Origin of the sequence: Immundisolibacter sp. (assembly GCF_014359565.1) — a bacterium.
GTDB lineage: Bacteria > Pseudomonadota > Gammaproteobacteria > Immundisolibacterales > Immundisolibacteraceae > Immundisolibacter.
Map to the genome: position 1 here is coordinate 162,039 of NZ_JACIZD010000004.1, position 22,905 is coordinate 184,943.

Below are 22,905 nucleotides of genomic sequence, written 5' to 3' on the forward strand. Positions count from 1 at the left end.
GGACCGCTCCACCCCGGCTGTCGCTTGCCCGTCAGGGCGCAATCTGCGCCAAGGGCCGGTGCCGTTCCAAAAGACCCAGTGCCTCGGCCGCGGCCCGGTACGTGACATAGCCATCCAGGGTGTTGACGCCCGCCCCCAGCGCCGGGTCGCTGAGCAGCGCCGCGCGGCCACCGGCGGCCAGTGTTTTCAGATACGGCAGCGTCGCCTGCGTCAGGGCCACGGTGGCGGTGCGTGGGTAGGCGCCCGGCATGTTGGTGACGCAGTAGTGGATGACGCCGTGCACCGGGTACACGGGGTCGGAGTGGCTGGTCGGGTGGGCGGTTTCCACGCAGCCGCCCTGATCGATGCTGACATCCACGATCACCGTGCCGGGCCGCATGCGGCGGACCATGTCGGCGCTGACGACGTGCGGCGCGCGGGCGCCGGGCAGCAGCACGGCGCCGATCAGCAGATCCGCCTGCGCCAGTTCGGCGGTGATCGCCTCCGGCGTCGACAGCCGCCAGCTCACGTTCGCGGGCAGGTGCTTCAACAGCGCCGCGCCGTGATCGGCGTCGATGCCGTAGACGATGACCTCGGCGCCCAGTGCCGCCGCGCTGGCCGCGGCGTGCTGGCCGACCACGCCATCGCCGACCACCAACACCCGCCCGTGCGGCTCGCCCAGTACGCGGCCGAGCTGCACGCCGATGCCGCCGTGTGGTCTGGCCAGGTACCAGGCACCGACGGCCGCTGCCATGTTGCCGGCGATGGCGCTCATCGGCGCCAGCAGCGGCAGGTGGCCGGCGGCGTCGCGCACGGTCTCGTAGCCGATGCCGGTGGTGCGACTGGCCAGCAGGGCCTCGGTCAGGGCCGGATCGACGCCGGCCAGGTGCAGGTAGGTGAACAGCATCTGGCCGCGCAGGTAGCCGTACTCGGCCGGCAGCGGTTCCTTGACCTTGACCACCAGATCGCAGTCCCAGGCACCGGCGGCGTCGGTCAGCACCGCCCCGGCGGCGACGTACTCGGCATCGGCAAAGCCGGAACCGACGCCCGCGCCGCGCTGCAACCGCACGACGTGGCCGGCGCCGGTCAGGGCCGCCGCGCCGATCGGCGTGAGGGCCACGCGGCTTTCGTTGTCCTTGATCTCGGTCGGGATGCCTATGTTCATGACGGACTCTTCGCTTGGGGACGATGCCGTGGCGCGGCAGCGGCCACGGTCAGAGCATCCGATGGGTTTCCGATTCGGTTATCGTGCAAACCTTGTACCAGACTCTTGGACTGTTTCCGGGCATGACGTTTTCCGTCCTTGCCGCGGTCGCCGTGGCGGCCGGGCTGCTGGCCCTCGTGCTGGCGATTTTTCTGATCCAGACGCGCGGCCGTCTCAATGCGAACCAGCGGCAGGCCGCGGAGCTCACGACCGAGCTCGACAGCCTGCGCGCCCAGCGCCAGTCGCTGGCCGAGGAGCGCGCCCGGCTGCAGGCCGACTGCGCCCGGCTTGCTCCGCTGGAGGCGCAGCTGCGCGAAAAGTCCGACCAGGCGCAGGCGCTGGCCGTGCGTCTGGAACGCGCCATGACCGAGCTGTCGGAGGAACGCCGCCGCAGCGAGGACAAGCTGGCCGTGCTGCAGGAAGCGCGCGGGCAGTTGACCGAGCAGTTCAAGAACCTGGCACAGGAAATCCTGGAAGACAAAAGCCGCCGTTTCACCGACCAGAACAAGACCAATCTGGAAGCGCTGCTGAATCCTTTGCGCGAGCAGATCGGGGGCTTCCAGAAGCGCGTGGAGGACGTCTACGACAAGGAATCGCGCGACCGGGTGTCGCTTTTGAAGGAAATCCACACCCTGCGCGATCTGAACCAGACCATTGCCGTGGACGCCGTGAATCTGACCAACGCCCTCAAGGGCCAGACCCGCACCCAGGGCGTGTGGGGCGAGATGGTGCTCGAGCGCGTACTGGAACAGTCTGGCCTACAGAAAGACCGCGAGTACGAGCTGCAGGTCAGCGTCAGCAGCGAGACCGGCCGCCAGCGGCCGGACGCCATCGTGCACCTGCCGGACGGCAAGGACGTGGTGATCGACGCCAAGGTATCGCTGACCGCCTACGAGCGCTACGCCAGTGCCGCGGACGATCTGACCCGCGCCCAGGCACTGCGCGAGCACGTGGCCTCCCTGCGCGCGCACATCCGCGGCCTTGGCGAGCGCAACTATCAACTGCTGCCGGGCGTGCGCTCGCTCGATTTCGTGCTGCTGTTCGTGCCGATCGAGCCGGCCTACATGGAAGCCCTGCGCGCCGAGCCGGCGCTGTTCAGCGAGGCGCTGGAGCGCAACATCGGCCTGGTGAACCCGACCACGCTGCTGACCACGCTGCGCATGATCCAGAACGTGTGGCGCTTCGAGCACCAGAGCCGCAACGCGCAGGAAATCGCCCGTCGGGCCGGTGATCTTTACGACAAGTTCGTCGGCTTCGTGCAGGACCTGGACGCCGTCGACAGCCGCCTTGCCAGCACGCGCAATGCCTTCGATGCGGCCCGCAACAAGCTGGTCAGCGGCCGCGGCAACCTGGTCAAGCGGGCCGAGGACCTGAAGGCGCTGGGCGTGGAGGCCTCCAAGTCCCTGCCGGCGGCGTTGCTGGACCAGGCGCAGGCGGAACTGTCGGCGCCCGAGTCGGCCACCGCCGACGGCTTCTGAGACCCGCGGCCGGCGCAGGGGGAGAGCGTGTCCGATCGTCTGGTGGCCCGCCTGGGCGCGCGCTTTTACTACGGCTGGGTGGTGCTGGCGGTGGCCGCGCTGGGCGGCTTCATCTCCGCCGGCAGCAGCCAGATGTACATCGGCTCGGTGCTGCTGGCCATCACGCAGGACACCGGCTGGACGCACACCGCCATCTCCGGGGCGCTGCTGGCCGGCACGCTGGTCGGCGGGCTGATCTCGCCGCTGGCCGGCGCCTGGGTGGATCGCCACGGACCGCGGGCACTGATGAGCCTGGCGGCGCTGGCGATGGCCGGCGGCTTCGCCTTGATGGGCTGGAGCCCGAGTCTGCTGGTGTTCTATCTGGGCTACATGCTGGCCCGTGGCGCCGCGCAAGGAGCGCTCGGCGGCGCGGCGCAGCGGGCCATCGCCGTGCACTGGTTCCTGCACTACCGCGGCCGGGCGCTGGGCATCGCCTCCATGTCGGTGCCGCTGGGCGGGGCGGCCATGGCCTTTGCCGGTGCCTACGCGCAGCGGCACGGCTGGGACTGGCGCGAGATCTTCGTGGCCATGGCCGCATTGAGCGTGCTGGCGGTCGTGCCACCGGCACTGGTGCTGCTGCGCAGGAGTCCGGAGGCGCTCGGCCTGGTGCCGGACGGTGGGCCGGTGGCGGCGCGCGTTGCCACCGGCTGGCGCCGCGCGCGACCAATCGGCAACGAATACCCGTGGACCCTGCCACAGGCGCTGCGCACCTGGACGCTGCGCCTGCTGATGGCGGCTGCGGTGACGGCCATCGCCGCCAACGGCACGGTCGTCTTCTACCACGTCACGTATCTGGCCAGCCGCGGCGTGTCGCAGGTGCAGGCGGTGACCGCGGTCAGCGTCCTGGCACTCACCGGCGCGCTGGCCAACGTGGTCTGGGGCTACTTGTCGGAGTTCTTTTCCGAGCGGCGCCTGGCCATCGTCTCGCAACTGCTGGCGGCCGGCGGCATCCTGCTGATGCTGGGCGTGGACACGGCCATCGGCGCACTGGTGCTGTCGGCGGTGCTGGGCCTTCTGGTGCGCGGCGAGGGCTCACTGACCGGGCTTATCCTGTCCAACTACTTCGGCCGCTTCGCGTTCGGACGCATCGCCGGCCTGATGGCCAGCTTCCAGCTGGTAGGGCTGGGCCTGGGGCCGGTGATCGCGTCCGCCGTGTACGATGTTTCGCATTCCTATGCTGCCATCTATGGCCTGGTCGCCGCCGGTTACGTCGGTTCGGCCGGCCTGTATATGCTGGCCCGCCCGCCCTCCCCGCCGGCGGACTGAGCCCGCCGGCGCAGCCTCGTCCCGTTTTCCGAAACCACTCGCAAGGAGCTGAACAATGAACTTTTCCGAACTGGTCCGCGCCCGGCGCAGCGTGCGCGACTACGACCTCTCGCAGCCGGTCACCGACGCCGATCTGCAGGCGATCTTCGAGGAGGTGATCCTGAGCCCCAGCGCCTTCAACCTGCAGCAATGGGCCTTCGTGGTGGTGCGCGAGGCGGAACAGAAAAAACGCCTGCGCGCCGCGTCCATGGACCAGGCGCAGGTCGAGAACTGCGGTGCCGCCATCGTGGTGTGCGCCAAGCTGGACGCCCACCTCGACGCGCCGACCGTCTTTGCCCAGGCGCCGGAACCGATACGCGAGCGCATGATCGGCATGACCGCCCAGATGTATGGCGGCAATGCGCAGTTCGCGCGGGACGAGGCCATCCGCGGCGCCAGTCTGGCCGCCATGACGTTGATGTATGCCGCCAAGGCCCGCGGCTTCGACACCGGCGCCATGATCGGCTTCAACCCGCAGCAGGTGGCCGAAGTCGCCGGCCTGACCGACAACTACATCCCGGCCATGCTGATCGTGATGGGTCGCGGCACCCCGCCGGCCACCCCGCGCGGCTACCGCAAGCCGGTCAGCGAGGTGGTCAAGCTGGAGCGCCTGGACGGCGCCGGACTTGCCTGAGAAACGCGGCCCGCCCCGGGCCGAATGCCTGGCCCGGGCTTGTGGGAGGCCCGCCCCGGGCCGAATCTGTGATTGGAAGATTCGCGGCGGGGGCGCCGCTCCCACAGGGGCGCCGCTCCCGCACGAGCGTTGCCGATCCGGGCCTATGCCACGGCCCGCTGCAGCCGATCGTTGACCGCTCGCCAGGATTCGTCCCGTGGCGGGGCCTCGACCAGCAGGCATGAAAAGCCGCGGCCGTCGAGTTCGCGCAGCGCGGCATATAGGCCCTGGCCGTAGGCAGCCGGATCGTCGGGAAGGGCGATGCAGTTCTGTCCGACGGTGCGCCCGAGTGCCAGCACGCCCACGGACTGCCCGAGCGCCGCCAGCTCGGCCAGGCGTCCCGGCAGGGCGGCGCTTTCGACCAGTTCGGCTGGCGTGCGCGGCGCGTAGTGCCGGGCCAGCAAACCCGAGACACGCGGGGCAGGTCCCGCCGCTGTCGCGCCATCGGTCATGGCCGCGCTGCCGATCACGCGGGCGATGTCCGCCGCGCCGATGGCGCCGGGCCGCAGCACCACCGGCGCGCCGCGGCTCAGATCGACGATGGTCGATTCAAGACCGACCCGGCACGGCCCGCCGTCCAGGATCAGCGGCACGGCATCGCCGAACTCGGCCCGTACGTGCGCGGCGGTGGTGGGGCTGATGTGCCCGAAGCGATTGGCCGACGGCGCCGCGATGCCGCTGCCGAAGGCCCGCAGCAGGGCCAGCGCCACGGGGTGGTCCGGCACGCGCAGGGCCACCGTGTCCTGCCCGCCGGTGACTGCTTTGGGCACACGCGCGCCGCGGGCCAGGATCATCGTCAGCGGACCCGGCCAGAAGGCCCGCGCCAGCGCCCGCGCGGCCTCCGGCACGCTGGCCGCCCAGTTTTCGAGCGGCTCGTCGGGCGGCAGGTGCACGATCAGCGGATGCTCGGCCGGTCGGCCCTTGAGGGCGAAGATGCGCGCCACGGCGGCCGGGTTCAGCGCATCGGCGCCCAGGCCGTAGACGGTCTCGGTGGGCAGGGCCACCACCTGCCCGGCGCGCAGCAGTGCCACTGCCTTGGCGATGAGGGCGTCGGTCACGGTGCCAGCCGGTCGATGTGCGCCGCCAGAATGAAATCGTTGCAGCTGAGCCCCCCCACCGAGTGCGTCCACAGGGTGATTTCGACCCGGCCCCAGGCCAGCAGCAGCTCGGGGTGGTGGTCCTGCACCTCGGCCAGCGCGCCGATGCGGTTGACCAGCGCCAGACCGCTCGCGAAGTCGGGCAGGCGGTACAGGCGCCACAGGTGATGGCCGTCCACCACCTGCCAGGCGGCGTCGATCTGCGCCTGCAACGCCTGCCAGTCCGGTGGCGCCAGGGGCGGCGTGCCGGCCGGCAGGGGCGCGCAGTGTTGCCGGGCAAGGTCGGTCATGGCTCAGGTCCGCTGAAACAGGGCGATCGACTCCACATGCGCAGTGTGGGGAAACATGTCGACGATGCCGGCCCGCGCCAGCCGGTAGCCGTGGCCGACCAGCAGGCCGGCGTCGCGCGCCAGCGTGGCCGGGTTGCAGGATACGTACACGATGCGCGCCGGGCCCGATTTTGGCACTGCGCCGCACAGGGCCTGCGCGCCCGATCGGGGCGGGTCCAGCAGCCAGGCATCGCAGCGGCCGATGCGCGTCAGCGCGGCCGGGGCGTCGTCGTAGAGATTGGCCTGCTCGAAGCTGCAGTTCTCGGCCAGGCCGGCCCGTTTGGCATTGGCGCGGGCGCGCGCCACCAGCGCCGCCTCGCCTTCCAGGCCCAGCACGCGGGCGCCGCGCGTTGCCAGCGCCAGGCTGAAGTTGCCGACGCCGCAGAAAAGATCGGCCACCCGCTCGCCGGCTTGCGGCGCCAGCAGGTCCACCGCCGCCGGCACCAGGCGCTGGTTGATGGCGAAGTTGACCTGCGTGAAATCGAGCGGCCCGAATTCGAGTTCCAGACCGAAGGCGTCCAGCCGGTACGTGGGCAGACGATCGCCGCCCGGCGGCAGCGGGTGGACGGTGTCCGGCCCCGCCGGCTGCAGGAACCAGCGCACGCCCTGCACCGCGGCGAAGGCGGCCAGGGCCGTGCGGTCGGCGTCGGACAGCGGCGCGAGGTGGCGCATGACCAGCAGCACCTCATCGTCGGTGGCCGTGACCTCCAGTTGCGGCACCTGCTCCGCGACCGACAGGTCACCGATCAGCGTGCGCAGCGGGTCGATCAGCGCCGACAGGCGCGCGTGCAGCACCGGGCAGTCGTGCATGTCGGTCAGGAACGACGACCGCCGCTCGCGAAACCCCACCAGCACGCCGCCGCGCCTGGACACCCGCCGCACGCCCAGACGCGCGCGGCGCCGGTAATGCCAGGCCGGCCCGACGATCGGGTCCAGCCAGCGCGCCGACTGCACGCCGCCGATGCGCGTCAGCTTTTCCGCCAGTTGCGCCTGTTTGTCCTGCACCTGCGCGGCGTGGTCCTGGTGCTGCAGCATGCAGCCGCCGCAGCGCGCATAGGCCGCACAGGCCGGGGTCACCCGCTGCGGCGAGGCCTCCAACACTTCGGTGACCGTGGCCTCGTCGTAGTTGCTGTGCCGGTGTACCAGCGCTGCCCGTACGGTCTCGCCCGCCAGCGCACCTTCGACAAAGCACAGCTTGCCGTCGATGTGGGCGACGCCCTGGCCGCCATCGGCCATGCGCTCGATCAGCATCGGCTCAGGCAGGGGCTGCGCGACCGGAGGGCGCACACGGCGGTTGCTGCGGTTCATGGGGACACAGGGAAGCGGCGGCAGGGCCGGCATTATCCGGAATTAGCCCCTGCCGTACCGGCCACGGGTGCCCATGACCGAGTGGGTCCCGCAATCAGATCAGGCTTTCAGGCTCCTGCCGGTCGAGCGGTCAGGCCGATGCTTGCGCCATGGCGCGCTGCGGCGCCAGGTACCCGCAGGAGCAGGCGCCGGGCTTGCCCCGGCCGTGTCAGACGCTGATCCGCCGGCGGCCCGATGTGGCGAATCCGGCGCACGCCAGCCCGGCCAACAGCAGCGCCCAGGTGTCGCCTTCCGGCACGGCGCTGATCTGCAACTGTATCCAGTCCTGGTAGGGCGCGATCACGGTGCCGCCACCGGCGGCGCCGAAGGCGACATTGCTGCCACCGGTGCTGCCGTTGAAGGCACCTATGCCCGCCAGCAGCCAGGTGCCGTCGCGCTGCACGAACACCGGCGCACCGGAATCACCGCCTGCAAAACCGGCCTCGAGGTTCGCGCCCAGGCTTCCGGCGCCCCACACGCCGTTGCCCGTCGGGCCATCGAAATCGAACATGAAGACTTCACTCGCGCCGTTGGTGACATCGTCGTCCGCCAACAGCTGGTCCACCACGTTCTGGCCGACGCGCTTGACGTTCGGGGTCGCTGGCACGGTCGCGCCGTCGGTGCCGTTGCCGCCGGCGCCGTAGCCGACCATGGTGATGGTCTCGCCCATGCCAAGCGGAGCACCGGAAAGAGCATAGGAGGGGATGCCGCCCTGGACCGGCGCTGCCAGGCGCACCAGGGCGAGGTCATCGTGCCAGACGCCATCCGCACCGGCCGTAGTGCCGGTATATCCGGAGTAGACGAATACCGCCTCGGCGGTGAAGGTCTGCATGGCGCTGCCGTCGACATTGAGGCTGAACTGGATGCTGCCGGGCGCACGGCCGCTGACCACATGCGCGGCGGTGAGCACGTACCGATCGCTGACCAGCGCCCCGCTGTAGGTGCCGCCGTTGATGCTGAGCGAGCCGACGCCGGCCCAGGGCGAGTCGGCGATGTTCGGGGCGACGCCGCTGCCGCCGACGATGGCCTGTGCACCGGTGGAGACCAACAGGGCCAAGCCCGCCAGGGCGAGGCGCATCGGGGGAGCCGCAGTGGCATTTGTCATTGTTCGTTCCCTTTGCGTGAGATTGTTTATGGGAGTTTGCACCTTACGTGTCACGAGCGGGCCGGACCTTTAGTTCAGGGCGCCACCTGGATGCGGTTCTGCGGGCCGGGCGCCACGCCGACCGGGCGCGCCGCGAAGTAGGCCTCCAGGGCATCCAGGTCCTGCGCGCCGCCCAGCCGGCCTGTGCCCTGCTGCAACACGTAGATCTGGTCGCCGCCGTCGGCCAGGAAGCTGTTCACCGTCACCCGGTAGCTGCCCGCCGGATCGATGGGCGCGCCATCGATCCGGATAGAGGCCGGATCCACGTTGTCGCAGGGGGTGCCCTTTTCGCGCCAGGCGTAGGTGAAACCTTCGGACACCTGCAGGATGCGGTTGAACGGCTGCCCGGCCGCCGGCGCGCCGGCCGGATAACCCACCGTACAGCCGGTGAACTGCTGCTCGAGCAGGGTATGGATCTGCGCGCCGCTGAGGGTCATGGTGACCAGCGAGTTGCCGAACGGCTGGGTGGTGAAGGCCTCGCCGTAGGTGACGTCGCCATCGGCCTTGCGCGGCGCGCTGAACGGCAGGTCGGCGCGGATGCCGCCGGGGTTCATGAAGGCCACCACGGCATCGCCGAAGCCTGCGTCGTCGGTGGCGTCCAGCTGCGCATCGGCGATCACGTCGCCCAGAGACGACTCGCCGGCGGCGTTGCTGGTGCGGGTCAGGGTGGCGGTGATCTTGCCGATCACGCGCTTGCGCGGACCGTCCGACAGCGCCACGTAGTTGGCCAGCAGCGGCATGAGCGCCGGGTCCTCGGCCACGCTGGCGTTGTTCGGAATCGGCACGTTGTTGGCCGCCACGCTGAGCACGTCGCGGCGGCGGGTGTCGATGGTCAGGTCGATGTCGCTGACCAGCCGGCCGAACGAGCCGGCCGAGGTCACCCGCACCGACACGCCGTCGCGGTTGGCGATCAGGCAGTTGTAGGCGGCGTGGGTGTGGCCGGAGACGACCAAATCGACCTCGCCATCCAGGCGATTGACGATATCGACGATCGCGCCCGACACGCCGTCGCAGCCGTTGACGCCACCGCCTGTAGTCACGCCGCCCTCGTGGATCAGCACCACCACGCTCTGGATGCCCTGCGTGCGCAGTTTGCGAATCTGCGCGTTGACGGTGTCGGCTTCGTCCCGGAACTCCAGACCGGCCACGCCGGATGGGGTGACGATGGTCGGCGTACCTTCCAGGGTCATGCCGATGAAGGCCACCTTGTTGCCCAGGAAATCCTTGACGCCGACGCCGGGAAACAGCGTCTGGCCGCTGGCCACATCGACCACGTTGGCGGCCAGGAACTTAAAGCCGGCGCCGGCGAACTGGCCGTCCCTCAGGTCATCGGTCAGGCCCAGGCCGGAGTTCGGGTCGGTCGGGTGGTTGCCGCCGTTTTGCATGCGCAGCAGCTCGGCGCGGCCCTCGTCGAACTCGTGGTTGCCGACGGCGTTGAAGTCGATGGCCAGGCGGTTCATGGCCTCGATGGTCGGCTCGTCGTGGAACAGGGCGGACACCAGCGGGCTGGCGCCGATCAGGTCGCCGGCCGACACCACCGCGTGCAGCGGATTGGCGGCGCGCAGGCCGTTGATCACGGTGGCCAGGCGCGCCACGCCGGGGTTGCTGCCGGCCGCCTCGATGTTGCCGTGAAAATCATTGAACGCGATCAGCTTGACCGTCAGCTGTGCGCCGACCTGCGATCGCGGCGCGGCGGCGATCAACTTCGCCCGCTCGAGCGGGCGCAGGGCACCGGCCTGCACGGGCGCCCGCGTGACCTCGGTCACGTGACGCAGAAAAGCCGCGCGGTTGCCCCAGGCGTCCTCGTCGCGGATCAGTCCGTCCAGCGTCTGGCAGCTGGCGTCGAGGGTGCGGTCGGCCACGCCGGTGTCGAAATCGCCAAAGCGCACATTGCCGCTGGGCGCGGTGCAGGCGGCCTGCAAAGCTGGCGCGGCGAGGCCGGCCAGCAGAAGAAGGGTGGCGGTTTTGCGGTCCATCGAGGTGCTCCCTGTCGGTTGTCGGGTCCGGCCGCGCGCACGGCCGCATCGTCGGGCAGGGATGCTAGGGCGCCGAATTGACGGCGCGGAGACAGTTCGATGACAGCTTCGTGATGCAGCCGGTCCGGCTGCACCGGGCGCGCGCAGCGCAGTTTGCTATACAGTTGTTAAGGAGCAATCACGCACAATCGGCCTGGCCCAAGCAGGAGCACCCGCATGAAAACCGTCGCCTTCAACCTGATGCCGTACAAGGATCTGCCGGCGGATTTCGAGAAGAAATACGCCAGCGTGTGGGTCACCATTCCGCGCACCCTGTACGACCCGCGCAAGGGCCACGAGTACTACCACGACTACCTGGATGCGCTGGAGACGGCGGTCGACCTCGGCTACGACGCGGTCGGTGTGAACGAGCACCACAGCAACGGCTACGGCCTGATGCCCTCGCCGAACCTGATGGCGTCGATCCTGTCGCGCAAGGTGCGCCATTCGGACACCACCTCGCTGGTGGTGCTGGGCAACAGCCTGGCGCTGTACAACCCGCCGATCCGCGTGGCCGAGGAGATGGCCATGCTGGACGTGCTGTCGGGCGGCAAGTTCATCGCCGGTTTCCCGGTCGGCACCTCCATGGACACCAACTACGTCTACGGCATCAACCCGTCCGAGATGCGCGAGCGCTACTACGAGGCGCACGACCTGGTGATGAAGGCCTGGACCACGGAAGAGGTGTTCACGTGGAACGGGAAGTACAACCAGCTGCGCTACGTCAACACCTGGCCGCGCACCGCCCAGCGGCCGCACCCGCCGGTGTGGATTCCCGGCGGCGGCAGCGTCGAGACCTATGACTTCTCGCTGCTGAACGACTACTCCTTCTCGTACCTGTCGTTCTTCGGCCACAAATACGCCAAGAAGGTGATGGGGCCGTTCTGGGACCGCGCCGACGCGCTCGGCAAGGACCGCAACCCCTACCGCGCCGGCTACGCGCAGTTCATCTGCGTATCCGAGACCGACGCGCAGGCGCAGATCGATTACGAGGAGCACGTCAAGTACTTCTTCGCCAAGTGCATGCACATCGACCCGCGCTTTTTCGAGGCGCCGGGCTATCGCACCGTCGCTTCGCTGCGCGCCGGCCTGCGCTCGCAGCTGGACGGCACGGCCAAGGTCGGCAAGGCCATCCTGGACGAGGGCTTCGGCTGGAAGGAACTGGTCGAGAGCGGCTACATCATCGCCGGCTCGCCGGAAACCGTGCGCGAACAGATCATCGAGGCGGCGCGCGAGCTGCACGTCGGCAACCTGATCTGGCTGTTCCATGTCGGCTCCATGCCCCAGCACCTGACCCTGAAGAACCTGCACCTGTTCGCCGAGGGTGTGCTACCGCACATCCGCAACCTGTGGCCGCAGTGGGATGCCACGCCGTTCTGGCCAAGCGGCTTCGGTGATCCCGAGCCGCAGGACGCCCGCCACAGCGCCGCCTGAGGGACCACGAAATGACCGAGCCGACGACCCATACCTATCAGGTCAACGCCCGCCTGGCCATCGACACGCTGGAGGCCGGCAGCGGCGAGCCGCTGCTGTTCCTGCACGGCGCCGGGGGGCTGGCATGGGATCCGTATCTGGACGCGCTGGCCGAGCGCCGGCGCGTGATCGCGCCGTTTCTGCCCGGCACCTCGAAGTCCAACGACATCAGCCAGGTGCGCGACCTGTGGGATCTGGTGCTGTGCTACTACGACCTGCTGGACGCGCTCGGCATCGCCAGTGCCGACGTCATCGGCCACTCCATGGGCGGCATGATCGCCTGCGAGATGGCGGCCGTGGACCAGAGCCGCGTGGCGCGCCTGGTGGCCATCGCCCCGGCCGGCCTGTTCGACATCAACGACCCGATGCCGGACATCTTCGCCATGCTGCCGCAGGAGCTCGCCGGGCGCATCCTGATCGACCCGCAGTCCGAGCTGGCAAGGATGCTCGGCGCGCTGCCCGACGACGTGGACGAGCAAGTCGATGTGCTGATCCAGCGCCTGAGCACGCTGAACGCCGCCGCCAAGTTCCTGTGGCCGATCCCGGACAAGGGCCTGATCCGCCGCCTGCCGCGCATCAAGGCACCGACGCTGGTGATCTGGGGCCGGCAGGACGGCCTGATCCCGGTCGGCTACGGCGAGACCTTCCGCAGCCAGATCCCGAACGCGCGCCTGGAAGTGCTGGACCAGGCCTCGCACCTGGTGCAGCTCGAACGCCTGCCCGAGGCACTGAAGTTGACCCTGCAAGCCCTGCAGGGTCAGGCCGGTCACGCGCCGTAACGCGCAACCGTCCCATGCAGGCAACCGGGCACAAAGGCGGGAGCACGTATGCCATGGACTGGCCGATGAGCTCGGCGCCCGCCGTCCGGAGCACGATGCCCCGGCTCGATCCCGGATCGAGCCGGGATCGAGGCCATCGTTTCGCTCTGCAGTAGCGGAACTGCGCAGCGAGCCGAGAAACTCCACGGATGGAATTTCCGGCATTTGTTTTATAAGCCGCCAACTCTTCAGTAAGCGAATGAGTCTTGGGGAAATCAGAGGGGGAGAGCGATGACGATGAAAAGGTACGCAACGCACGTGCTGGCGGCGGGGCTCGCTCTGACGGCCGGTTCGACGGTCATGGCTGCCGTATCGGCGGAAAAGGCCGCCCAGATCGGCCTTACCGGCACGCCGCTCACGCCGTTGGGGGCAATCCGTGCGGGCAACGCCGACGGCTCGATTCCGGCCTGGGAAGGCGGCATCGCCACGCCTCCGGCCGGCTACAAGCAAGGCGACTGGTACATCGATCCGTATGCCGACGACAAGCCATTGTTCACCATCGATGCCAAGAATTACCAGCAGTACGCCGATCGCCTCATGCCGGGCACGATCGCGCTGCTCAAGAAATATCCCGACACGTTCCATCTGAACGTCTACCCCAGCCGCCGCAGCGCGGCGTTGCCGCAATGGCACTACGAGAATTCGGTCTGGAACGCCAGCCACACGCACTTCTGTGACCCGCCGCTCGGACCGGATCGGGAGTATCGCTGCCTGGATACGAGCACTTACCGCCCGGGCGTGGCCTTTCCGATTCCCAACAACGGTGCCGAGGCGGTCTACAACCACACCATGTATTTCTTCGGCAAGTCTTACGTCTGGCGCGGTTACGCCTTCAATGCCTTTGCCGACGGCACCTTCGCCGAGACAGTGGCCATCGAGCGGTCGCTCCTGCTCCAATACATGACACCCGAAGAAAAACCCAAGGATCCGCTGTTCACCGGCAACGGCGGGGCCATGTGGTGCCGCTCCTCGGAGATGGTTGAGCCGCCACGCCAGGCCGGCTCCATGTACGGTGGCTGCAATTACTTCACCTCCCAGGACTTCAGTGCCTACCTGTACGTGCCCGGCCAGCGACGCGTGCGCAAGGCGCCGGAAATCGGCTTCTACGACAGCCCCAGCACCGGTTCCGACGGCCTGCGCACGGCCGATTCGACCACCATGTACGGCATGACCGGCGACGAGGAGTGGTACGAGTATTCGGCACCGCAGCGCAAGGAATATTTCATTCCCTATAACAGTTACAAACTGGCGGCGCCCGAGAACGGCGACTTCAAGAAACTGGTCATGCGCGGGCATCTGAACCCGGAGCCGATCCGTTACGAACTGCACCGGGTATGGGCCATCGAGCTGCGTCTGAAGCCGAAGTTCCGGCACCTGTCGCCGCATCGCTTCGTCTACTACGACGAGGACAGCTGGGCCGGCGCCGCCGCCGAGATGTATGACGCGAGCGATCAGCTGTGGCGCGTCCAGGAAGCGTATCTGATGCAGTTCTACGAGGTGCCAATGCTCAGCTACTGGGGCGACAACCACATGGACATCATCAACGGCCGGCAGTCCTCGGCGAATGCGTTCTTCAATGTGGGCGCCGGTCGGGGTGGCAGTCCGCCGGATTTCGTGAATCCGCCGGACCCGGCGTATTTCACGCCGGCCGGCTTGCGCAAATACGGGGTTCGCTGACACCAGCCCTGCCCTGGGTAGCGCGCCGTTGACGATACGGAGGTAACGACGAGAACTCGCCGGGACGGAACACGGGCATCGTCCCGCGGCGGGAACACATGAATTGGAATGCGAATAATGAGGAGGAGCGAATGGACGCACGTGTTCGCGAACTGCCGCTGCGTGATTTTTCCCGCTACATCGACGCCCGTCCGCAGGACGGCGTGCTGCGCATACACCTGGACCTGTTCCGGGACCCGGAGCTGTTCGAGCTCGAGATGCGCTACATCTACGAGCGCTCATGGGTGTTCGTGGGCCATGCGGCACAGATTCCGCAGCCGAATGATTTCATCACCGGCGTGGTCGGGCGCACGCCGATCATCCTGCAACGCGGCGGCGACGGGCAGGTGCGGGCATTCATCAACCATTGCAGCCACCGCGGCGCCACCGTGGCCACCACCCAGGCCGGCAACGCCCGGCGCCACAAGTGCCCTTACCACGGCTGGATGTTCGACAGCACCGGCAAGTGCCTGCAGGTGACGGACGAGGCGCTCGGCGGCTACACGGATGCCTTTCGCCGGCTCAGCCATGACCTGCCACAGGTGGCGCGCCTCGAGGAGTACCGCGGCTTTTTCTTCGCCAGCCTGAATCCGGACGTGATGCCGCTGCGCGAGTACCTGGGCGACGCGGCGGTGTTCATGGATTCGTGGATCGACCAGTCGCCGGACGGGCTGGAGGTGGTGCGCGGCGACGCCAACTTCACGTATGGCGGCAACTGGAAGATGGTGTTCGAGAACTGTCTGGACATCTACCACGCCAAAACCCTGCACGCGAGCTTCGGCACCATGGTGATGAACCGGGTCAAGCGCCAGGGCGCGGACGAGAACCGCTCGGTGGACCTGAACAATTTCATCAGCGCCGAGGCCGAGGTGTCGTACTACATCTTCCCCAAGGGCCACGGCGGCATGTGGCTGCGCGGCGCCGGCAAGCGCGAGGACCGTCCCAGCTACGCCATGTGGCAGGAAATGGCTGCCCGCGTGGGCGAGGACAAGGCCGACATGATGGTCAGCGGCCGGGTGGTGGCGATCTTCCCGAACATCCTGCTGGTGGAAAGCGCCACCTTCCAGATGCGCCTGATCCGTCCGGTGGCCGTGGACAAGACCGAGGTCTATGCCTTCTGCCTGGCACCCAAGGGCGAGCCGGCTGCGGCGCGCGCGCTGCGCATCCGCCAGTACGAGGATTTTTTCAGCGCCACCGGTGTCGCCACGCCAGACGACACCACCGTCTACGAGCGCGTGCAGCAGGGCGACCAGGCGCGCAGCATCGAGTGGAACCAGGGCTATCACCGGGGCCTCGCGCTCCTGCGCGACGGCCCGGACGAGGCGGCGCGGCGCATCGGCATCGAGCCACTGCATTCCATCAGCGGCAACATCGGCATTCAGGGTGAGGCCGTGTACCTGGGCGTCTACCAGGGCTGGCTGGAGCAGATGCAGCGTGGCCAGGCACAACTTGCCGGGGTGCAGGCATGAACCGGGCGCAACTGCTGGCCGCCGGCAGCGAACTGCTGTACCGCGAGGGTTACTACTTGGATCGCCAGCAGTGGCAGGACTGGCTGGGGCTGTACACCCAGGACTGCGAGCTGTGGGCGCCGTCGTGGATCGGCGAGCACCGGCAGATCACCGATCCCCAATCGGAAATCTCGCTGCTGTACCTGGCCGGTCACGGCCGGCTGCTGGAGCGGGTGGAACGCATCGTGTCGGGGGCCTCGCCGGCCTCGGTGCCGCTGCCGCGCACCTGTCATCAGGTCAGCAACATCCTGCTGCTGGACCATGAGCCAGGCCGCATGACGCTGCACTCGGCGTTTCGGGTCGATTACTTCCACCAGAAGAAAACCGGGGCCTTCTTCGGCCACTACGAGCACCGCCTGGTAGCAGACGGCGAGGCCTGGCGCATCGCCGGCAAGCGCATCACGCTGATGAACGACTTCATCCCGACCGTGCTCGACCTGTACCACGTCTGAGAGCGCAGCCCTGTGGGAGGTCCGCCCCCGGGCCGAACGGGGGCTGCCGGGGGATTCGCGGCGGGGCGCCGCTCCCACGACAGGCCTCGCCCGTCCTGCGAATTCTGCTCGTGGGAGGCCCGCCCTCGGGCCGAACGTTGTGCCAGGGGATTCGCGGCGAGGGCGCCGCTCCCACGGTTCTTGAACACCCTCCAAGGGAGTGCCAAAACATGTACGACCTGCTGATCGAAAACGCCCGCATCGTCGACGGCACCGGCGCGCCGGCCTATCCCGGCAGCCTGGCGGCCAAGGACGGCCGCATCGTCGCCCTGGGCGCGGTCCACAACCGCGAGGCGCGCGAAATCATCGATGCCGCCGGCCTGGTGCTGGCGCCCGGCTTCGTCGATCCCCACACGCACTACGATGCGCAGATTGCGTGGGACTCGCTGCTCACGCCCTCGGCCGAACACGGCGTGACCACCGCCGTGATGGGCAACTGCGGCGTCGGCGTGGCGCCGGTGCGCTCGACCATGCACGACTTCCTGATGGGCGACCTGGTAAACGTCGAGGGCATCCCGCAGGACGTCATGCAGGCCGGCATCGACTGGCAGTGGGGACACTTCGGCGAGTACATGGACGCCATGGACCGGCGCGGCCTTGGCATCAACGTGGCGGCGATGGTCGCCATGACGCCGCTGCGTCACTACGCGATGGGCGAGGCCTCGCTCAGCCGCGCCGCCGAGGCGAACGAAATCGCCACCATGACAGCCGCGTTCGCAGGCGCCATGGAAGCCGGCGCCTTCGGCTATTCCACCACCAGCGAGGGCGTGCACGTCGGCTACCAGGGCAAGCCCGTGGCCTGCCGCAACGCCAGCCCGGACGAGCACCGCGCCCTGTGCGGCGTGCTGCGCCAGGCCGGCCGCGGCAACGTGGAATTAACCCTCAAGCTCGGCGGCGTGGTCGGCCGCCAGGAGCACGATTTCCTGGAACTGCTGGTGCGCGAGAGCACGCGTCCGGTCACCTGGCTGGCGGTAGTCAACGCCGCCGAACAGCCGCGTTCCTACGAGGAGCGCATGGCCGCCGTGGCCGACCTGACCGCCTGGGACATGGCCGTGCCGCAGACCACCTGCCGGCCGCTGCGTTTTCAGCTGAACCTCGCCAACCCGTACATCCTGGGCGTGTTCCCGACCTGGCAGCCGGTGATGCGCCTGTCGCGCGAGCAGAAACTGGCCCGTTATGCGGACCCGGCGTTTCGGCAGGCCTTCCGCGACGATCTGAAAAACATTCCGGCCTTTGGCAAGGACATCTGGAGCCGCTTTTACGTGCTCGACGGCATCAGCGATCAGGCGCGCGCGCTGGCGAAAGGTGGCCACAGCCTGCGGCAACTGGCGGACGCCCAGGGCCGCGACCCGATGGACCTGCTGGTCCAGATCGCCGTCGAGGACCAACTGCGCACCACCTTCGACATGGTGGCCCTGAACTACGACGCCGCCGACACCATCCCGCTGGTGCGGGACGACCGGCTGCTGATCGGCCTGTCCGACGCCGGTGCGCACCTGGACATGCTGTGCGACGCCGGCTACAGCACCCACCTGCTGCAACGCTGGGTGCGCGAGACCGGCGCGCTGACCCTGGAACAGGGCGTGCAGAAACTCACCTCCATCCCGGCCCGGTTCTTCGGCATCGACCGCGGCGTGCTGGCGGTCGGCAAGGCGGCCGACCTGGTCATCTTCGATCCGGCCACCGTCGCCTGCGGCGACAAGCAGTGGGCGCATGACCTGCCCGGCGGCGGACGGCGCTTCGTGACCCGCTCCACTGGCATCCGCGCCACCATCGTCGGCGGCGAAGTGCTGTTCGAGAACGGCGCCTACCGGCAAGGCCCGCGCAAGGGGCGAATGCTGCGCAGCTACGACACCTGAGCACCGGATCGGGGTTACGGCCTGGCGGCCTTCGCCCAGCTACCGGGCTCCGCTCCGCCTGATTCACGGTGAAGAAATACCTGCCGCCCGCAGCATCGGCACGCCAGTAGCGCGTGTGGTGCCGTCCCGTGTGAGTTGTTGGGCTTCCTGCGTCAGCCCATCCTATGGCGTGCTCAAGTCCGGACGGCCTTTCGATCCGGCCTTGCATCCCGTGGCCGGATAACAGTATCTACGGCTCGCTGCTGGCCGACATGCAGGCCCTGGGGTTGCCGAATTAAGACGAGTCCTCCCGGAATGGGGAATATGCCGCGCCATCCCGTCTTCCGGAAGCGACGCGGGCTTGAGCTCATCCGAATCGCTGCGGCTGGTCCACGAAACGTGCCCGGCCAACGATGGATACAGCGCACGGGGGCGCCGATATATCACCCAAAAACATAGTGATCGATGATGAACCCGGCCGCTGCACATCCCGGGGATGGGTGAAGGCGCCAGGCCTTAACCCATCCCCGGGATGCCGGGACGGATTCCTTGCACATCGACTATGGTGTCAAATGGGGGGGCCCCGACGTCCCATAACCATGAACACGATGGCGAGAATGAGACCCACCACGAAAAGTATCCAGGCAATGTTTGTCGCCACTCCGGCAATGCCAGAGAAGCCGAACACCGCCGCCACGATTGCGATGATGAGGAATACAACAGCCCAACTCAACATAGCAGTTCTCCTGTCGAACCAACGTTGTTTCAGGTTTGAAGGACCCGCCGCGGCGTCTCCGTCAACCCAGGAAAACGCTGAACTATTCAGCGTTTCCCCCGCGCAGGGACGCGCTATCGAAATCAGTGGCAGCGAACCACTGATTCTGCGAGCCATCGGAAAATCACACTCTTCCGATGGCGGACGCTGAAAAATCCAGTATGGATTTTTCAGCACCTCCCTGGTGATTGGGACCACGGTAACCGTGGAAAGTTCGGGCAACAGAATTGGCTGCGGATCGGACAGTCCAATGCACAAGTGCAATCACCGATGGCGTGCTTCCCTGAAACTCCACCGGCCTGAGTGCGACGCCGCTACGTATCCCGGATCATGGATTACGGCCTGGCGCCCTCACCCATCTACCGGTTCGAGTAAGGCGCGACCTTCAAACGGCGCCGTCGCCGGAAAGGCAAAACGCGCATTGGACATTCCACCATCACCCTTCGCGGATGGCTCATTTTTCGGCCTAAGCCGGCGTGAGCCGCCGCGTCCAGGCGGCCAGCGCTTCGAGCAATTTGCCAATGATTTCTCGCGTGGGTTCATGAGTCAGCCGGCCCTGCGCATCGAAGCGCGTGTGGGCGGAGGCGATCATTACCTCAGGCGCATTCAGGAAATGGACATCCAGACCTACCAGGCTCTGACGCAGGTGGTACTGCGCTCGAGCCGTACCCAGGGTGCTCGGGCTGGCACCCATCACAGCTGCCGGCTTGCCGGCGAATGGCTGCTCGGGGGGGCGTGAGACCCAGTCGATCGCGTTCTTGAGCACGCCCGGAATCGAGTAGTTGTACTCCGGCGTCACGAACAACAAGCCGTCGGCGGCGCGAATCTGTTCCCGCAGCCGCTCGACCGGCGCTGGAAAACCCTGCGCGTAAACGTCCTCGTTATACAAGGGCACGTCAGCAATCTCAGCGCTTTCAATGCTCAGTCCGGCCGCCGGCGCCAGTTCCTGCGCGACCCTCAATACGGCCTGGTTATAGGAGCCCTGCCGCAGGCTGCCGCACAGGCCGAGAATTTTCAGTGGCGTGGTCATGAGTGTTCTCCGGTTGAAGGCGGCGCTGCCAGCGCGCTACGCCGGGACGGGTAGACGCCCGGGTGGGGCCGTAAACGTCGCTGTCGGTACGGGTTCGACAAGACAACGTCAGTCGAGTTTCCCGGGCTTGCCGCAGGCCTGATGACCAAGCACGCAGCGCACAAACGGTGCCTTGGCCTGGGTGTAGGCCTCACGATCACCTGAAAATTGCTCTGCCAGGCGGGCTGCAGGTTCGGTAGGTTGCGCTGTGCCCGCCTCCTCTCGCCAGCCAGCGTAGCCGCGTAGGGCGGAATAGCGCAGCGTATTCCGCCTTCCGAGAGCAAGGCTACTCGAAACTCAACCCGCGCACGGCTGATCCGGCGGCCCAGTCCGGTGGATAAACACCGCGCTCGACGTAGCGGTGAAATGACGAATACGGCCAGTCCACAACGTGGTCGGCGTGGCCGTGTTTCACGGGGTTGTAATGGATGTAGTCCACGTGTCGGGTCAGGTCGGCCGCATCGCGGATCGCGTGTTCCCAGAAGCGCCGCTGCCAGATGCCGCGCTCGCCGGTGCGCTGGCGTCGTTCGGACAGCCGTTCCCCAGCCGCGATGCCGCGCGCGAAGACGGCTTTGATCAATCGCCAGCGGGTAGAGAAATCGGCATCGGCGGCCGGCAGTGTCCAGACACAGTGCAGGTGATCCGGGAGGATCACGATGGCGTCGATGGTGAACGGATATCGATGCCGGACGCCGCGAAACGCTTCGCGCAGCGTCGCGATGTTCTCAACCAACAGCCGGCGGCGGCGTTCGAGCAGGGCGACGGTGAAGAAGAAGGTTCCGCCAGGGATGTCAGCACGAACGTAATGCGGCATGGCGGGAGTGTAACAACGGTGGCTGCGGGGTAACCCGGAAGGCGGAATACGCTGCGCTATTCCGCCCTACGCGGGCTACGCGGGCTCCGTCGGGCAGGTTGCCGCGGGCAACCTTTGTGCTCCGGTATTCCCGGTGTTTACGATGTTGGGCTTCCTGCGTCAGCCCAACCTACTGGGCTCTGAAATTTATTGCCGAATAGCCCCGTAGATCATGAAAAATACCGATATCCACGCGCAAACCGTGAGCCACAATCGGAATCGAAACGATTTCTTGTCGCGTGAGAATATATAAGCAATTGCGACTGGAATCGCGGCCATTCCCAGGACGCCTAGCAACCCACCAAAAAAGTCAGGTAACCACACCGAAAAACCGCGTATCGACAATAACAATGTTGTAATCATGCCGATCAAAAACAAATTCGCAGCAAGCACTCCCCATGCGATATCCCGCTTAGCCAGCGACTGAGAGTTACCCTTAATGCGTTCATCGTTCATTGTTTTCCCCTTCAGGTGAGCGATTGATTATTCGGCGAGACCCAACGTTCAAGCTCACGGCCGGTGCGCGGCTTTATCGCGCAGCGTCCCTAGTAGCGCAGTGTTAGGGGGAGGGTCTTATAACAATGGACCGCCGAATTTTTTCAACCACAGGCTTCCATAGCGCCACCTCCGATTCTCGGTAAGATAGACTGATGCGAATTTCCTGACTAAAGGTAAATACTTGGTTGATCTGAACGAAGACTGGACCTTCAGGGCTAGTACGTCTGTACTCGGTAACAACGGCAGGATGGCCAGAAATTGTCTCGATGCGAGTGCCAAGGAACTCTATCAACAGATTACCTTGAAGCGGCAGCAACTTCTGAAAGTTTTGACGCATCTCACTTTGAAGGTCACGAATATCGGCAGTGGTGATTGAGGCGAACTCAGATGGCGCGACGGAAGGTGGAATTGTTGAGCTAACCCTTACCGCCGCATACGTTGAGCGCGGCATAGAATTTGCCGCGATAAGATTAGTTTCTTGTCCATCCGGCGGTCCTTCACCAGACAACCCTATAATAACGTCAGCGGAGTCCTGGATTGCCTGATTAAGGTCAGCGCTGAGTAGCCACCAGCCCTTTGGTATCTTCAGCTCAATACCCCGAGGTAGCGTTACCTGCACAAAGTTTGAACCCGATTGCGCGTGTGTCGTTTGAGGGGGAAGCAGTGCAAATAGGAATAGAAGTGCCGAAGGGCATAGGATTTTTTTCATTTTCCATCGTCTCTTTTGGTAATGGCGCGGCAAGTGCAATAAAGCACGGAACTTGTAGTGCCGTATCTTCCAAGGTAATCAGGGATGAACGTTGGCTGAATGAATAGGAGAGCCGGTGTCGATAAAAGAATGATAGACCTTACAAGTTCCATCGTCTGCACCCCTAACGTGTAGACTGGGGGGGGCGCATGTTAGCCATCACCTGCGCCTCGGCAAGCGCATTGGATTGACAACTCGCCAGCCATCGTAGTTGCGATGATGGGTGAGGTAGTAATCAATAGCGGCCCGTGCAAACTCACGGTACTGTCGGTCATTCCAGAGGTAAATAATGTTCTTTTTGGGCTCACGCCGTTGTTGTTTAGGGAATCGCTGATCAATCCACCGAAACCGGCGCCGTGGACATGACGGCGCCAACGCGTGATCGAGCTGGGGGAAAAACGGCCCGTTTTCGGATGTGGATTGGGTAAATGTACGCGTTTCAGCCGGGTATTTCGGGTTTTGGGCTCCCTCAGGACGCACTGAGGCTGTGCCGCGCCCGCAAACGCCA

Annotated in this window: 21 protein-coding genes; 9 read left to right on the forward strand and 12 right to left on the reverse strand. The window is 66.6% G+C overall.

Going from position 1 to position 22,905, the window contains the following annotated elements; all coding sequences use genetic code 11:
- Positions 1–31: 31 nt before the first annotated feature.
- On the reverse strand, positions 32–1,144 hold the full coding sequence (gene ald, locus H5U26_RS08375) for an alanine dehydrogenase (RefSeq protein WP_290618575.1): 1,113 nt from the start codon (positions 1,142–1,144) through the stop codon (positions 32–34).
- A gap of 122 nt (positions 1,145–1,266) precedes the next feature.
- On the opposite strand from ald, the gene rmuC reads away from it, so the two are divergent.
- From rmuC to H5U26_RS08390, 3 genes are read left to right on the forward strand one after another with little or no spacing between them, the layout of a single operon-like run.
- The gene (gene rmuC, locus H5U26_RS08380) at positions 1,267–2,661 is read left to right on the forward strand and encodes a DNA recombination protein RmuC (RefSeq protein ID WP_290618577.1); all 1,395 of its coding nucleotides are present in this window, start codon (positions 1,267–1,269) and stop codon (positions 2,659–2,661) included.
- A gap of 27 nt (positions 2,662–2,688) precedes the next feature.
- Entirely contained in the window at positions 2,689–3,966 is a 1,278-nt protein-coding gene (locus H5U26_RS08385; protein WP_290618579.1) for an MFS transporter, read from the forward strand.
- 55 nt (positions 3,967–4,021) lie between these two features.
- On the forward strand, positions 4,022–4,639 hold the full coding sequence (locus tag H5U26_RS08390) for a nitroreductase family protein (RefSeq protein WP_290618581.1): 618 nt from the start codon (positions 4,022–4,024) through the stop codon (positions 4,637–4,639).
- 143 nt (positions 4,640–4,782) lie between these two features.
- On the opposite strand, the gene H5U26_RS08395 is transcribed toward H5U26_RS08390, so the two are convergent.
- The 5 genes from H5U26_RS08395 to H5U26_RS08415 all read right to left on the reverse strand — a co-directional run bounded on the left by H5U26_RS08395 (position 4,783) and on the right by H5U26_RS08415 (position 10,571).
- The gene (locus tag H5U26_RS08395; protein ID WP_290618583.1) at positions 4,783–5,736 is read right to left on the reverse strand and encodes an L-threonylcarbamoyladenylate synthase; all 954 of its coding nucleotides are present in this window, start codon (positions 5,734–5,736) and stop codon (positions 4,783–4,785) included.
- The gene (locus tag H5U26_RS08400; protein WP_290618585.1) at positions 5,733–6,065 is read right to left on the reverse strand and encodes a 4a-hydroxytetrahydrobiopterin dehydratase; all 333 of its coding nucleotides are present in this window, start codon (positions 6,063–6,065) and stop codon (positions 5,733–5,735) included. The genes H5U26_RS08395 and H5U26_RS08400 overlap by 4 nt, the downstream gene beginning before the upstream one ends.
- Before the next feature lie 3 nt (positions 6,066–6,068).
- Positions 6,069–7,412 (reverse strand): 23S rRNA (uracil(1939)-C(5))-methyltransferase RlmD, encoded by a 1,344-nt coding sequence (gene rlmD / locus H5U26_RS08405; RefSeq protein ID WP_290618587.1) that lies wholly within the window; start codon positions 7,410–7,412, stop codon positions 6,069–6,071.
- A 208-nt stretch (positions 7,413–7,620) separates the two neighbouring features.
- Positions 7,621–8,529: a trypsin-like serine protease gene (locus tag H5U26_RS08410; RefSeq protein ID WP_290618589.1), complete on the reverse strand. Its 909-nt coding sequence runs from the start codon at positions 8,527–8,529 to the stop codon at positions 7,621–7,623.
- Positions 8,530–8,630: 101 nt separating this feature from the next.
- Positions 8,631–10,571, reverse strand: a complete 1,941-nt coding sequence (locus H5U26_RS08415; protein ID WP_290618591.1) for a bifunctional metallophosphatase/5'-nucleotidase — start codon at positions 10,569–10,571, stop codon at positions 8,631–8,633.
- 216 nt (positions 10,572–10,787) lie between these two features.
- On the opposite strand from H5U26_RS08415, the gene H5U26_RS08420 reads away from it, so the two are divergent.
- The 6 genes from H5U26_RS08420 (at position 10,788) to H5U26_RS08445 (ending at position 18,475) form a co-directional block, all read left to right on the forward strand.
- Positions 10,788–12,044, forward strand: coding sequence for an LLM class flavin-dependent oxidoreductase (locus H5U26_RS08420; protein WP_290618593.1), 1,257 nt, complete (start codon positions 10,788–10,790; stop codon positions 12,042–12,044).
- Positions 12,045–12,055: 11 nt separating this feature from the next.
- The gene (locus H5U26_RS08425) at positions 12,056–12,862 is read left to right on the forward strand and encodes an alpha/beta fold hydrolase (protein ID WP_290618595.1); all 807 of its coding nucleotides are present in this window, start codon (positions 12,056–12,058) and stop codon (positions 12,860–12,862) included.
- Positions 12,863–13,138: 276 nt separating this feature from the next.
- Positions 13,139–14,578, forward strand: coding sequence for a DUF1329 domain-containing protein (locus tag H5U26_RS08430; RefSeq protein WP_290618597.1), 1,440 nt, complete (start codon positions 13,139–13,141; stop codon positions 14,576–14,578).
- Between the two features lie 131 nt (positions 14,579–14,709).
- Complete coding sequence (locus H5U26_RS08435; protein WP_290618599.1) at positions 14,710–16,086, forward strand: Rieske 2Fe-2S domain-containing protein; 1,377 nt, start codon at positions 14,710–14,712, stop codon at positions 16,084–16,086.
- A complete protein-coding gene (locus H5U26_RS08440; protein ID WP_290618601.1) occupies positions 16,083–16,577 on the forward strand; it encodes an aromatic-ring-hydroxylating dioxygenase subunit beta in 495 nt (164 codons plus the stop codon). Before H5U26_RS08435 ends, H5U26_RS08440 begins: the two co-directional genes overlap by 4 nt.
- Positions 16,578–16,786: 209 nt before the next feature.
- The gene (locus tag H5U26_RS08445; RefSeq protein WP_290618603.1) at positions 16,787–18,475 is read left to right on the forward strand and encodes an amidohydrolase family protein; all 1,689 of its coding nucleotides are present in this window, start codon (positions 16,787–16,789) and stop codon (positions 18,473–18,475) included.
- Positions 18,476–19,022: 547 nt separating this feature from the next.
- Here the strand turns inward: H5U26_RS08445 and H5U26_RS08450 are convergent.
- From H5U26_RS08450 to H5U26_RS08475, 6 genes are all read right to left on the reverse strand, one after another.
- Positions 19,023–19,190 carry a DUF1328 domain-containing protein gene (locus H5U26_RS08450; protein ID WP_290618621.1) on the reverse strand — a complete coding sequence of 56 codons (168 nt, stop codon included), beginning with the start codon at positions 19,188–19,190 and terminating at the stop codon, positions 19,023–19,025.
- Positions 19,191–19,695: 505 nt separating this feature from the next.
- Entirely contained in the window at positions 19,696–20,259 is a 564-nt protein-coding gene (locus H5U26_RS08455) for an NADPH-dependent FMN reductase (protein ID WP_290618605.1), read from the reverse strand.
- A 325-nt stretch (positions 20,260–20,584) separates the two neighbouring features.
- Complete coding sequence (locus H5U26_RS08460; protein WP_290618607.1) at positions 20,585–21,112, reverse strand: transposase; 528 nt, start codon at positions 21,110–21,112, stop codon at positions 20,585–20,587.
- A 186-nt stretch (positions 21,113–21,298) separates the two neighbouring features.
- On the reverse strand, positions 21,299–21,607 hold the full coding sequence (locus H5U26_RS08465) for a hypothetical protein (RefSeq protein ID WP_290618609.1): 309 nt from the start codon (positions 21,605–21,607) through the stop codon (positions 21,299–21,301).
- Between the two features lie 103 nt (positions 21,608–21,710).
- Positions 21,711–22,358 (reverse strand): hypothetical protein, encoded by a 648-nt coding sequence (locus tag H5U26_RS08470; RefSeq protein ID WP_290618611.1) that lies wholly within the window; start codon positions 22,356–22,358, stop codon positions 21,711–21,713.
- A gap of 198 nt (positions 22,359–22,556) precedes the next feature.
- Positions 22,557–22,905, reverse strand: a 349-nt coding sequence (locus H5U26_RS08475) for a hypothetical protein (RefSeq protein WP_290618613.1), incomplete at its 5' end; no start/stop codon positions are given.

What these genes read in the sequence shown, in the direction of transcription:
- H5U26_RS08435 (WP_290618599.1), top strand. Translation starts at nt 14,710, where the DNA reads ATGGACGCACGTGTTCGCGAACTGCCGCTGCGTGATTTTTCCCGCTAC.
- H5U26_RS08450 (WP_290618621.1), bottom strand. Translation starts at nt 19,190, where the DNA reads ATGTTGAGTTGGGCTGTTGTATTCCTCATCATCGCAATCGTGGCGGCG.
- rmuC (WP_290618577.1), top strand. Translation starts at nt 1,267, where the DNA reads ATGACGTTTTCCGTCCTTGCCGCGGTCGCCGTGGCGGCCGGGCTGCTG.
- H5U26_RS08425 (WP_290618595.1), top strand. Translation starts at nt 12,056, where the DNA reads ATGACCGAGCCGACGACCCATACCTATCAGGTCAACGCCCGCCTGGCC.
- H5U26_RS08415 (WP_290618591.1), bottom strand. Translation starts at nt 10,571, where the DNA reads ATGGACCGCAAAACCGCCACCCTTCTTCTGCTGGCCGGCCTCGCCGCG.
- H5U26_RS08410 (WP_290618589.1), bottom strand. Translation starts at nt 8,529, where the DNA reads ATGCGCCTCGCCCTGGCGGGCTTGGCCCTGTTGGTCTCCACCGGTGCA.
- H5U26_RS08455 (WP_290618605.1), bottom strand. Translation starts at nt 20,259, where the DNA reads ATGACCACGCCACTGAAAATTCTCGGCCTGTGCGGCAGCCTGCGGCAG.
- H5U26_RS08460 (WP_290618607.1), bottom strand. Translation starts at nt 21,112, where the DNA reads ATGCCGCATTACGTTCGTGCTGACATCCCTGGCGGAACCTTCTTCTTC.
- H5U26_RS08465 (WP_290618609.1), bottom strand. Translation starts at nt 21,607, where the DNA reads ATGAACGATGAACGCATTAAGGGTAACTCTCAGTCGCTGGCTAAGCGG.
- ald (WP_290618575.1), bottom strand. Translation starts at nt 1,144, where the DNA reads ATGAACATAGGCATCCCGACCGAGATCAAGGACAACGAAAGCCGCGTG.
- H5U26_RS08440 (WP_290618601.1), top strand. Translation starts at nt 16,083, where the DNA reads ATGAACCGGGCGCAACTGCTGGCCGCCGGCAGCGAACTGCTGTACCGC.
- H5U26_RS08445 (WP_290618603.1), top strand. Translation starts at nt 16,787, where the DNA reads ATGTACGACCTGCTGATCGAAAACGCCCGCATCGTCGACGGCACCGGC.
- H5U26_RS08390 (WP_290618581.1), top strand. Translation starts at nt 4,022, where the DNA reads ATGAACTTTTCCGAACTGGTCCGCGCCCGGCGCAGCGTGCGCGACTAC.
- H5U26_RS08400 (WP_290618585.1), bottom strand. Translation starts at nt 6,065, where the DNA reads ATGACCGACCTTGCCCGGCAACACTGCGCGCCCCTGCCGGCCGGCACG.
- rlmD (WP_290618587.1), bottom strand. Translation starts at nt 7,412, where the DNA reads ATGAACCGCAGCAACCGCCGTGTGCGCCCTCCGGTCGCGCAGCCCCTG.
- H5U26_RS08430 (WP_290618597.1), top strand. Translation starts at nt 13,139, where the DNA reads ATGAAAAGGTACGCAACGCACGTGCTGGCGGCGGGGCTCGCTCTGACG.
- H5U26_RS08420 (WP_290618593.1), top strand. Translation starts at nt 10,788, where the DNA reads ATGAAAACCGTCGCCTTCAACCTGATGCCGTACAAGGATCTGCCGGCG.
- H5U26_RS08470 (WP_290618611.1), bottom strand. Translation starts at nt 22,358, where the DNA reads ATGAAAAAAATCCTATGCCCTTCGGCACTTCTATTCCTATTTGCACTG.